Annotated in this window: 10 protein-coding genes and 2 pseudogenes; 7 read left to right on the forward strand and 5 right to left on the reverse strand. The window is 52.2% G+C overall.

Annotation, left to right across the window (positions count from 1 at the left end; translation table 11 throughout):
• Positions 1-291 (forward strand): annotated as a pseudogene (locus GOV91_RS22115) (transposase); the annotation flags it as partial.
• A 394-nt stretch (positions 292-685) separates the two neighbouring features.
• Here the strand turns inward: GOV91_RS22115 and GOV91_RS22120 are convergent.
• The 4 genes from GOV91_RS22120 to GOV91_RS22135 form a co-directional block, all read right to left on the reverse strand.
• On the reverse strand, positions 686-2395 hold the full coding sequence (locus tag GOV91_RS22120; RefSeq protein WP_171237084.1) for an adenylate/guanylate cyclase domain-containing protein: 1710 nt from the start codon (positions 2393-2395) through the stop codon (positions 686-688).
• 498 nt (positions 2396-2893) lie between these two features.
• On the reverse strand, positions 2894-3358 hold the full coding sequence (locus GOV91_RS22125; RefSeq protein ID WP_170754812.1) for a CoA-binding protein: 465 nt from the start codon (positions 3356-3358) through the stop codon (positions 2894-2896).
• A gap of 3 nt (positions 3359-3361) precedes the next feature.
• Complete coding sequence (locus tag GOV91_RS22130; protein WP_170412916.1) at positions 3362-3727, reverse strand: 2Fe-2S iron-sulfur cluster-binding protein; 366 nt, start codon at positions 3725-3727, stop codon at positions 3362-3364.
• Positions 3724-5079 carry a selenium-binding family protein gene (locus GOV91_RS22135; RefSeq protein WP_171237085.1) on the reverse strand — a complete coding sequence of 452 codons (1356 nt, stop codon included), beginning with the start codon at positions 5077-5079 and terminating at the stop codon, positions 3724-3726. The genes GOV91_RS22130 and GOV91_RS22135 overlap by 4 nt, the downstream gene beginning before the upstream one ends.
• Positions 5080-5149: 70 nt before the next feature.
• Between GOV91_RS22135 and GOV91_RS22140 the strand changes: the two genes are divergently transcribed.
• From GOV91_RS22140 to GOV91_RS22160, 5 genes are all read left to right on the forward strand, one after another.
• Positions 5150-5911, forward strand: a complete 762-nt coding sequence (locus GOV91_RS22140; RefSeq protein WP_171237086.1) for an IclR family transcriptional regulator — start codon at positions 5150-5152, stop codon at positions 5909-5911.
• A gap of 96 nt (positions 5912-6007) precedes the next feature.
• Entirely contained in the window at positions 6008-6361 is a 354-nt protein-coding gene (locus GOV91_RS22145) for a putative quinol monooxygenase (RefSeq protein ID WP_171237087.1), read from the forward strand.
• Positions 6362-6562: 201 nt separating this feature from the next.
• Complete coding sequence (locus GOV91_RS22150; RefSeq protein ID WP_171237088.1) at positions 6563-6811, forward strand: hypothetical protein; 249 nt, start codon at positions 6563-6565, stop codon at positions 6809-6811.
• A gap of 173 nt (positions 6812-6984) precedes the next feature.
• Positions 6985-7509, forward strand: coding sequence for a hypothetical protein (locus tag GOV91_RS22155; protein WP_171237089.1), 525 nt, complete (start codon positions 6985-6987; stop codon positions 7507-7509).
• Positions 7510-8464: 955 nt separating this feature from the next.
• On the forward strand, positions 8465-8707 hold the full coding sequence (locus GOV91_RS22160) for a hypothetical protein (RefSeq protein WP_171237090.1): 243 nt from the start codon (positions 8465-8467) through the stop codon (positions 8705-8707).
• Positions 8708-8762: 55 nt separating this feature from the next.
• Here the strand turns inward: GOV91_RS22160 and GOV91_RS22165 are convergent.
• Positions 8763-9485 (reverse strand): annotated as a pseudogene (locus GOV91_RS22165) (IS5 family transposase).
• A gap of 213 nt (positions 9486-9698) precedes the next feature.
• Here GOV91_RS22165 and GOV91_RS22170 point away from each other — a divergent pair.
• On the forward strand, positions 9699-10310 hold the full coding sequence (locus GOV91_RS22170; protein WP_171237091.1) for a VPLPA-CTERM sorting domain-containing protein: 612 nt from the start codon (positions 9699-9701) through the stop codon (positions 10308-10310).
• The last annotated feature ends 475 nt before the right edge of the window (positions 10311-10785 follow it).

Genomic DNA, 10785 nt, shown 5'->3' on the forward strand with positions numbered 1-10785 from the left:
CCCACCAGTCCCCGAAACTCTAGTCCGAAATGGCCCAGAACACGGGGGCTAGACAGGATCGGCCTTATTCCCCGGCAATACAGCACCGGCGGTCGAACGGTTCTGGGACGCATCTCAAAGCGGGGCAGCCGATATCTGCGCATGCTGTTTGTTCAGGCGGCAAATGTTGTCCTGATGCGGCCCCATCACTGGCCCGGCTTCAGCTTCGGCGACTGGCTGGCCCGCGCAGCGATACGCATGCATCGAAATAAGCTGGCCATTGCCTTGGCCAACAAGCTCGCCCGCATCGCTTGAAGCGTGCTGAGACATGGGGTGCCATTCGACGCCCAAAGAGACGAGATCATGGTCGGCGTCTGAGACCCAGCCCTGATCCCAAGGAGTTCGCGAAAGAGAGGAAGCATGGAACGGAAACCAAACGCTCCCAGAGTCTGAGAGCCCAGATGGCTACAACGGCCTGTCCGCTAATGAGACCACGGTGCCAGCGTAACCCCAATAAGGCCACGGCCCGCGTACCGATCCAAAGGCCGGATACATATCAGCGACTTCTGAGCACGTGCAAAACCTTACTTGCGAACAGCAGCCGGTTCATACATTGGGCTCGAAGCAGTCGTTCGCCGTGCAGTGCAGCAATGACCGCTCTGCGGACGAAGCCGCCGGACTGCATAGCCTGCTTGATTTTGTTTTCTCAGATTGGAAGGCCTGCTCTTAGCCATCCATCCCTCCATTGCTCCGAGCATTCGGGAACGCTGAAAATGGGGAGTCTCGTTTGTTCTTTAATGTCTAGATCCGGACGAAGCTCCTTCAGTTCAGATACCGCAGCCCTCGCTGACTCTAGGTCTCCGTTTTGAGCCAAGGATGCGATGAGCATGAGATGCGTAATCACGAATTTCGCCCTAATGGCCAAGGCGTTTCGATTGGCCTCAACGGCTTCAGCATAGCGGCCAAGTTGGAAAAATGCGGAGGCCTGCCCGACATAGGCTGCGTGCCGCATCGGATCTTTCGGACTGAGATTGATTGAGTGTGTCGCGTGTTCCAGGGCTTCTTCGGGTCTGTCGAGAAAACTCAGATTGATGCTAGCGAGCATGTGAACGGTCGCAGCGTTTGGATTTTCGGCCAATGCTTGTTTGAAAACTGCGCGAGCTCGCGGCAAGTCTTGTGCAAGCATAGAGATCGAGTGTGCGGCGTAGGCCAACGCAATTCCATCTGCGCGATCGCTCAACAATACACGTTCTGCTGCAGCAACAGCTGCCTTCGGCCCTTCGTCAATCGGTTTCAGTCCTTGCACCATCCTTTGGATATGCAACCACGCAAGTAATCCAGCTGCCGACGAATAATCAGGATCGCGCTCCAACGCCAGACGCGTTAGGCGAATGGCCTCACGGTTGTCTTCGTCCGTCAGCAGGTGAAAATGTGACTGGGCCCGAAGATAAAGTTCATAAGCGTCGAGATTTTCTGTCGGTTTCGCCCGAGCGCGAACTGTCTCGGCACGGCGAACGGACGGTTCGATCGCCGTAACAACTTCCTGCGTGACCTGATCTTGAAGGTCAAAAACATCGTCCAGCATCCCATCGAAACGATCGGCCCAAAGATGACTGCCATTCTCTGCATCAATTAGCTGTCCTGTTATCCGAAGACGCTGGCCTGCGCGCCTTACCGAACCCTCAAGCACATACCTCACGCCGAGCGCCTGCCCAACTTCGCGAATGTCGGTGCTCTTACCTTTAAAAGTAAAAGATGAGTTTCGCGCTACGACCATCAACCAACGAAAACGAGACAACTCTGTTATGATGTCCTCGGTAATTCCATCAGCGAAAAACTCTTGTTCCGGGTCGCCTGACATATTGTCAAACGGCAGCACAGCAATACCGGGTTTCTCAGATTTGACAGTTGCACTTGTAGCCGTCGAACCGACAGGCCACTGCCACACGCCAACTGGGCGTGCAATGTTCTTCAACTCAGTCTTCCGACCGCCAGAGAACGAGGCGGCGGCTTTCCGGTCTAGGCTGTTGTGTGCTGTGTCTGAAAGCAATATCTGCCCCGGTTCCGCTAATGCCTCGAGACGTGCAGCTATGTTGATACCGTCACCGAATATGTCATCGCCTTCCGAAACTACTTCCCCTGTATGTATGCCGATGCGGACTTGAATCTCCTGTGGTCGGTCAGCCGTCTGAACAGCAATCGCGCATTCTGTCGCAGCCGATGCGGAGCGAAACTCAGCAATCCAGCCGTCACCCATGCTTTTGATCAATCGCCCTTCATGGATAGCCAAAGCGGGCATTAGATGATCCTCACGGAAAGCCTTAAGCGCTTTGAGTGTTCCGTCCCTATCCTGATCCATCAACGCCGAGTATCCAGCGACATCAGCCGCAAGCACAGCCGCAAGCCTCTTTTCCATGTTTCTCTCCCCGCTTGTTGGAAGCTAGCCTGCAGAGAGAGCACTGTCAGCCCGGTATTTAGAGCAAAGTGGTCCCATCAAGAAAGCGCGATCGCTTTGGGCTCCCAACAGACACGGGAGCCCGTGCAGCATGTGTGATCACAAGGCGCCCTGCCCTTCGAGGACGACCAAAAGCGGCCGTTTGACCTTGACCTCTGTCGCCGCGGTGCGGCCCGTCAAAGGAGATACTCGTTGCACGAGTGAGGCTGGAAGAGGGACGGAGGTCCGAAGAGCGCACAAAGCTGCCGTTCGCCGCTGCGCGGCGCTGGGATGTAACCTGAATATCTGGTTCGTGGACAAGGTGGCCGTTGGTTCTATATACAAAACGGCCATTCTTGGGTTTAGAGTATGCGGATTTCGTAAAGCGGGCAGGATTATTTGTCTTCTCTTCCGTAAGCACAATATCTCAATTGGCACCCTTATTGGATGTTGAGGAGGCAGCTACCAATCGAATTTCCATCATATCTTTAGGTCCAGGCGCGGCTTCCAAAACGGGCGGAAGAGTTCAATCTTGGGGCATCGGTTCATCACGACTTTAAGGCCCGCCGCTTCGGCGAGTTGCGCTGCTTTGTCGTCGTACACACCGATTTGACCCCAAAGAACTTTTGCCCCGATTGCGATAGCCTTCTCGGCAAAGGCATAAAACTCTTCCTTCGGGCGAAAAACGTCTACCATATCAACATGTTTGTCGATCTCTTCCAGCGAGTGGTAGACCTTGAGCCCTCTAATTTCCGAAACATTCGGGTTAGGATTCACCGGTAGAATATCATAGCCGATTTCACTCAGCTGTCGCAGAACGCCATAGCTGAACTTCGTTTTGTCCGCGCTAGCCCCCACCATTGCAATGGTTTTAACCGACTGCAGGATGTCGGCGAGGTATTTGGGGTCGTAATCGTAGATGCGGTCGATATCTGCCTCGGGCATCGGTTAACCTTCCTTCGGCGTCGCAATGTCAGCCTTGAGTTCGTGGGGTTTTAGAGGGTCGAGAAACGGATTGCGGTACAGATTGTCATGGCTCTCGACCCCGATCTCAAGCGTGATGTCGGATGTCGGACGTGCCACGCAAAGGATCACGTAGCCGTTCGCGATTTGCCGATTATTCAGCGCAACCTGTCGGCGTTGATCGATCGCACCACTCTGTAGTTTTGCCGCGCAGGTAATGCAGCCGCCATACTTGCACCCAAAAGGCAAGTCGACGCCCTGTTCTCTCAGCGTTTCCAGAAGTGGACGCCGCGCATCCACACAGTATTGCGCGCCATCTCTGTTCGCGATCGTCACGGTATACACAGTCATAGCCAGATGTCGCTTGTGCAATCACCGCCCGGATACCGGCTCTCGTGACAGCGCGATGGCCCATTCGGTTCTTTGCCAAAGTCCACAATGAAATCCTCGTTGATCTTCATGCCACCGTTTTCAGGGTCGCAATCGATCATCACCATAACCCCGCCCTTTTCGCGGATCTCGGGATAGAACTGGTTATCCCAAGTCGAGAACAGCGAAGTCGTGACATAAAGCCTTCGTCCGTCGAGAGAGAGCTGGAACATTTGCGGACCACCCGCGACCTCAACCCCATTAACTATCGGAGCTCTACCCAAAAGACCTCCCATAAACACTTGGCCGGTTAGCTTGGGATTATGCGGGTCGGTGATGTCATACTGGCGCATATCTCCATGCAGCCAATTGTTCAGGTACAAGTATTTGTCGTCCATCGAGATCAGGATCGCCGACATTACCCCCGGCAACGGGATCGGCCATTCGGGGTGCATCTCGTTTTCCACGTCGATGATCTTTTCCAACTGCCACTTTTTAGCATCGTCTTGCCACCAATGGATCACATTGGTCGAAAGAGCTGCGCCACAGAACCCATGCGTGCTGTCGGGGTCATGGTGGAACTTGACTTCCAGTGGCAACAGCCCGTCTTCACCCAAATAGAAACTTTCGACCGGTTCGCGCTTTTCGAAATTCCAAAAATGCAGCTCCCGCCCATATTTTAGATGGCCCACTTCTTCCAGATCGAAGCCCGGCATGAAGGTATTGGGCGCAGCCCATTCGGAACTGACCATCACGTTGTGGCGTGGTTGGTACCAGAAGTCATAGCCGAATTTGATATCGCCCATCGAGGTTTCCCAGCGACCGACGATGTTGAACTCTTTGTCGAGATGCAGATAGCCTCCAGGAGCCTCACCCTTGGCATTTCCAAGGAAGGAAATGATAATTTCCGAGCCCAAACAATGCACCGTATGCGGGCCCGATAAATCTGCCTTGGCCTTGATTTCGGCCCCGTCGATGACCTTATGCAACCGCGGCGCACGCGGGTCAGTGGCTGTATCAACGATGTGAAGGTTGTTAGAGCGTACGCCCGGCAGGATCAGGTATTTGCGGGACATCGAGCCGTCGTCGTGACAGGACGAACAGGCGTTCCACCCCATGTGGTGAAGCTCGTCCCCAATCCCCGGCATTTCCAGCCTATGGATTACCTGAGAATAGGTCGGGCTGTCAGGTTCGACATCCACTGTAGCAAGGTAATCAGGTTTCTGGATCCCTGTCCCGGTGTAGATGGCGATCGTGTAGAGTAGCTTTTCTCGGGGGGCTTTGATGGCTTCTTGCGGACTCTTGAAGCCCGGTCCACAGCATTGTCCATCCATCGTATGCTCCTCCCTTGATTCCCCAAATTGTATCGTATATCGAAAACTTAGTTATCATAAAGTGAGAAAAATGCATCTCGAACGATTAGCGCTGGTTTTGGAAATCGTGGGTCAAAAAGGACGTGCGTCCGTAGCGGATATCTGTGCTCAGTCCGATATACCTAAACCGACGGCCTACAGGCTGGTTCAAGACCTTGTTTCGTCCGGCCTCCTTGAATCACCAACCCGCGGAGAGTTCGCGATTGGGAATAGGCTAAAGCGTATCACGTTGAGCGATCACTCTGATCCCGCTCTTTTGCAAGTGATTGCGCCTGTCCTATCTAGCGCCGCGAATGACTATGGCGCTGCGTTTTTCTTGTCTCGGCTACGGGGCCATTGGGTCGAGATTATTCATGTGGAGACACCGCAGACGGGCGTGTCTTTTCTTCATCCAGGTATGGGCAAACGACCAATGCACGCGTGCTCTTGCGCCAAGGCAATCGCCGCCGTTTCGCCTGAACTGCTGTCTCAAGACCGATTGGATGGGCAGCTTAAGCAGTACACAGATCGCACGATTACAGACCCCAAGGATCTGGCCGCGGAACTCGATGTCATTCGAGCCAAAGGGTATGCCGAATGTGTTGAAGAGCTCGAGCGCGGAATCAGTTCTGTCGCTACAACGCTGACCAAGACAGGTGTTGGTGCGACGCTTTCAATCGGCGCTACGGCGTCTCTTCGGGTGTTTACACCTTCCGAGCGAGAAAAGATTGGCCATACACTTATCACAATGTCACACGAACTTGCTCGCGCGCTAGGATGGGGTGAAGCAGATAACGAAAGGATACCCGCTTAGGTTCATGGGTATCGCAGTGCTGTAGATTAACACCATCCAGCAGGACAGGTGTGATTTGCGACATTCGCCGCTTTTAGATCAATGAAGGAGACAAATATGGAAGATGCAATGTTTGGTGGGTTCTTCGTGATCAACGTAAAACCTGAGTATCGGCAGCCCTTTTTGGACGCCAGCATCTTCCAAGCGCAAAATGTTGTCAGTGAAGAACCTGCAGTCTTTCAGTTTCATATTATGGTGGATGAAACAAACCCAAATCGTTTCTATTTCTACGAAGTGTTCAGGAACGAAGCCGCGGTCCAGGATCATTGGGAATCTGAAACTTTCAATAACTGGTTAAACACTGTCCGAAAGATGCTGGATGGTGAGATCGAACTTGTTGCCAGGATGCGCTCGCTTTTTCCGACGCCAAAAGGTTTCGAGGCGCAAAAAACAAGCCTGCTACTATGGTAAAATTAACCGACGTTTGAAGCTATCGCCGGTGCGAGAAAATTATGAGACTTGGTGCTTGTCCGCTTTGAGCTCGATGCGGACCTTCGCTGCAGTAGATCTGAACTACTGCTCAGCGGACTTTGTGGTCGTTGACCTAGGAGTAAATTAGCTGGAACATTAAACACGATGGGTTGTTACTGATAAACGGAAGGATCGGTTTGTTTGTCTCCCGCTTTCGGAGCAAAAAATGGACGTTGGGCAGTCACCACCGGGCTGGCCATTCTAGCGTTCGTTGTCGTGACCTTCGCGGTTACCGACCCGGCAAACCAGGGAACGGTAGTTGGAGATGCATTTTTTCTCCTAGCTTATCTGCTTGCAATTTCACTGGCCGTAATCTGGATTCCCGTGATTGGGATAATACTGACAGCGTTTGGCGCATTTGTTGAGATTGCGGCGCGTCAAGGCAAGTAACACGAAGCCGGTATTGAGCTCCAAGCAGTCCTTGGTTGCGTTGGAACGAACGGTAGCATCGCGGACGTTGATCTAGCTTAGGTGCGATAGCTCAAGTCGTTTGAGTTGACTTCGATCAAAGTTCCGATGGCGCCATTTACTACTCTTAGGCTGTCGGTTTTCGGAGGAGAGCTATGACAAAGGCAATAGCCCGCCTAGCATTCGTTCTAGTATTGCTGTCCGCCACGTGGGCATCCGCTGCGGATTTCAAGGAATTTGGCCGGTCTGGTGTTTGGAAGATTTCGGGTCAACAAGGTTTATGCCAAATCGGCACGGGTCTAGACGCAGGCCAAATGCAATTTGCGCTTACAAAGGATGGGACAGTTATCACTCTTCAGAGTCTTAGCTGGTCCGGTATGCGTCAGCCTCGTTCCAACATGTTCAAAGTGACTCTCTACTTCGACGGCAAAAAGTTCACCCGAACTGATGCACTAGTCATTTCCCAAGTTCGTCTCTTTCAGGTTTTTCTTTTTGATGCATCTGACCCACAACACCAGAAACAGTTTTGGCAAACTCTTGCCCGGTCTAACGAAATGGCGGTCGCTGTTCCGTTCCAGTCCAGCCGATTGCGGTTCAGTGTATCTGGCATTGGCAAAGCCTATGCACTCGTGCCCAAGTGCTCCAATCGTTACCTCAAAGGCGTTGCTTTGCCGTTTTGAGAAGGTGAAATGACTTCGGATCAGCGCTCGTCATGATCGTTCAGCAGGTTCAAAATAATGACTGCTATGAAGAGTATAAATACTCGTAACAATTCGAACTGTTAACGGTATTTTGACTAAATGCCTTTAAAGCCGATAGGTGCAGATTCAAATGCTTGCTGTTTTCCTAGTGCTCCCGACAATCATATTCGCAGCAACCATCGTAGCAGGGTCGTTATTTGCCAGCCGTGCCGCTGCTGATAGCGCCTCGAGGGTCACTCGGTCTAGCCATTCAATGGCTATTGCAATGTGTTTAGTTGGCGCTTTGGGTATGTTGGAGATAATTTGGTTCTACGCGAACTCAGACGTGTCATGGCCGGTCGCGTATTTATTCTCGATGCCACTGACGCTTGTCATTGCCGGAACAGCCTGTGTGGGAGCTTCACTCGTTGCGATTGCGAACCAAGCGCCTTACAGCGAACGGTTAGTGCCGACCATTCTAGCTCTCTTGTATTTCTGGATTTGCCTATTGTCTCGGTTCGGATAGTTTGTCCGAATGTTCGGCATATTGCTGACGCGCATTCTTGCTGATGACTGCATTGGGCTCTATGCAGTCGTTCGCCATACTTCGCCATACTCGGCGTGAACGACTGCTATGCGGGCCATACAGACTTAGAATGTATCTGTCGCTACGCGGTACGCGCGTCTAAACGGCAACTTGTATGCAGCGGACGCGCAATTTGTCGTGAAACTTGACGGCTGTTCTTGTCGAATTAACATCAAAAAAACAACAAAAACTAAGGCGCTTCTCCGAGTGTAATTTGCCAAAATTTCTGAAGGAAAATCCATTAAAAACCCTCTCCGAACTGTCTCACCTTTCGGCTTTTCGTTGATAGCTGCCGCTTTAATTAACGTACCCTTTGGCGCAGAGGCGCGCGATGTTGGGAACCGAGGCGCAGATAGGGCACAGGATCGCGTGGATAGTAGAAGTGATCGGATTGACGGCGATGCACGCGACGCTGTTCGGGATGCAGGCGAGAAGGTCGGATACGAAGTTCGTGACGAACTGGAGGAAGAAGCTGACGATGTGCGCGATGAGCTCGAAGAAGAGATCGATGCGGAGCGCGATGACCTTGAAGACGAGGCCGAGGAATTGCGCGAAGAGCTAGAGGGCGAGGCTGACGAAGCTCGTGACGAATTAAAGAAAGAAATCGATTGATCTTCGAAGTTCTTTGGCGTTCGCTATTTGGGCAAATGTTTCTTAGATTCAGGCCTCATAGCCAATAGATGACGAGAGTTGCGAGGGCGATTGCTGAGAGGAAGACCTTCGGGCACCTGTCGTAACGGGTTGCCACACGGCGCCAATCCTTGAGCCTGCTAAACATGATCTCGATCCGTTTGCTTCGTTTGTATCGGTGCTTGTCGTACTTCACCGTTGTCTTGCGCTGCTTCCGACCGGGGATACAAGCGCGTATCCCTTTGTCTTGTAACGCTTCTCGGAACCAATCGGCATTCGGTATGCCGCTGAACAGAGCCCGAGCACCGATGTAGTTGCTGACCTGTCCTGCGGTTATAACAGGTTCAGGGGGGTCCCTGACTGTCGCAGATGGCGTGCAGTTTGGTGTTCATGCCGCCCTTGGTTCGGCCAATCAGGCGTCCACGCCCGCCTTTTTGACGCCCATGCTGGTCGCTGTCCGGTGAGCCTTCAGATAGGTCGCGTCGATCATCACAGTCTTCTGTTCGCCGTGCTCGGCGGCCAGGCCAGCCATCATTCGCGCGAAGATGCCCTTGTCGCTCCACCGTTTTCATCGATTGTACAGCGTCTTGTGCGGTCCATAGGCAGCAGGGGCATCCCGCCACCGCAAACCATTGCGATTGATGAAGATAATCCCGCTCAACACACGCCCGTCATCGACGCGCGGCTTGCCGTGGGGCTTCGGGAAGAAGGGCTCCAGACGCGCCATTTGCGCATCCGTAAGCCAGAAGAGGTCACACATGTTCACCGCTCGTTTTTGAACCGTGAATCAGGCCGCAAAACGGAAATCAGTGGGTCCTGACCCTTGTATATTATTCGCCATTTGGAAACAAACTGTTTCCATAAGATATGCAAATTAAGTCAATGATTTAATCCCATGGTCGCAGACTTGAAAAAACTCAATTTCAGAACAGTTTGTGTTACAAATTTGATGTTGTCTCGGGGGATGTGATTCATGAAGTTGTTTGCTGGTGCTTTTTCCAGGGTCCTTGCGGCTACTATGTCGTTGATGCTTTCAGTCACAGCATCAAATGCACTGACTGTGAACATTGTCGATCAATCGTCGGCTTCATTCTCCGTGAAGTGTAACTCCTGCGTCGGAATTCTTGAAGACGGAAGTTTGGATTCGATGTTTTCTCACGGGCTGTCTATTGGAAGCTCAAATGAGGCAAATATCGCATCCTATCTAACCAACATCGGGTATTCGAGCGTTTCCTCGGATGTAATCAAATTTGATTTAGGTGGAGGTGGCCTTGGTGGCACCGGGAACAGCGAAAACTACTCGTTCAATGTGTCCAAAGGGTTGTTTTTTGTTAAGTACGGTACAGCTACCGCATTCTTCCTGTCTTCTGCGTCTGATACGGTTAGTTTCGCAAAGTCCGGAAGGGGTCCATTTGCGCTGAGTAACTACGGCACGGTTGGGCCTGCGCCAGTGCCACTACCTGCAAGCATTCTTTTGCTCATTGGTGCAGTTGGAACGCTTGGTGCCATGAGGTGGCGGAGCATGAGAATATCTCGCAGTTGCTCAACCGTTTCACCAAGAACGGTGGCCCCGGCAGTCATCTAGACAAGACCAAAGTTGCGCATAAGCCCTGTGCTGGCCAAAGTAGACATCTAATCAGCCGTTGCCCAACATTGTCGAGAGATCGCTCCTTCAAACAGGCGGTTTTCTTTGAAAGCAGTGAATGTGCTACTTGAGCGTTCAGTCAACCATTACACGCGCAACCAAATGGAGTGACCGTTCGCGTATGAGCCGATGCTACGAAGCGCATTGATGATTGCGAAGAGCACCACACCAAGCAACGAGAGAGCCCTGAATGTTGTAAAATTGACTCTTCCGACCCGTAGCCAAAAGGGCGAATGTGGTCGGGCGCCTTTTGGACCCTTCCAATTACCCTTCGTGCAAAAAGTGCTGCTGCAAAACCGACAAATGAAAACAACCCATCTAGGAGAATAGCCTGGGAGTTTGATAGAATGGCTGCGCCGATACCGCGTTCTGCGACCTGGAGGACGTTATGCCTTCAGCCAATGGTCGCAGCCGA

It is taken from the genome of Ruegeria sp. HKCCA6837 (assembly GCF_013034475.1).
In the GTDB taxonomy this organism is placed as follows: Bacteria; Pseudomonadota; Alphaproteobacteria; order Rhodobacterales; family Rhodobacteraceae; genus Ruegeria.

Excerpts from the sequence above, each read along its gene's own strand:
- GOV91_RS22145 (WP_171237087.1), top strand. The coding sequence starts at position 6,008 with ATGGAAGATGCAATGTTTGGTGGGTTCTTCGTGATCAACGTAAAACCT.
- GOV91_RS22120 (WP_171237084.1), bottom strand. The coding sequence starts at position 2,395 with ATGGAAAAGAGGCTTGCGGCTGTGCTTGCGGCTGATGTCGCTGGATAC.
- GOV91_RS22140 (WP_171237086.1), top strand. The coding sequence starts at position 5,150 with ATGCATCTCGAACGATTAGCGCTGGTTTTGGAAATCGTGGGTCAAAAA.
- GOV91_RS22130 (WP_170412916.1), bottom strand. The coding sequence starts at position 3,727 with ATGACTGTGTATACCGTGACGATCGCGAACAGAGATGGCGCGCAATAC.
- GOV91_RS22170 (WP_171237091.1), top strand. The coding sequence starts at position 9,699 with ATGAAGTTGTTTGCTGGTGCTTTTTCCAGGGTCCTTGCGGCTACTATG.
- GOV91_RS22135 (WP_171237085.1), bottom strand. The coding sequence starts at position 5,079 with ATGGATGGACAATGCTGTGGACCGGGCTTCAAGAGTCCGCAAGAAGCC.
- GOV91_RS22155 (WP_171237089.1), top strand. The coding sequence starts at position 6,985 with ATGACAAAGGCAATAGCCCGCCTAGCATTCGTTCTAGTATTGCTGTCC.
- GOV91_RS22125 (WP_170754812.1), bottom strand. The coding sequence starts at position 3,358 with ATGCCCGAGGCAGATATCGACCGCATCTACGATTACGACCCCAAATAC.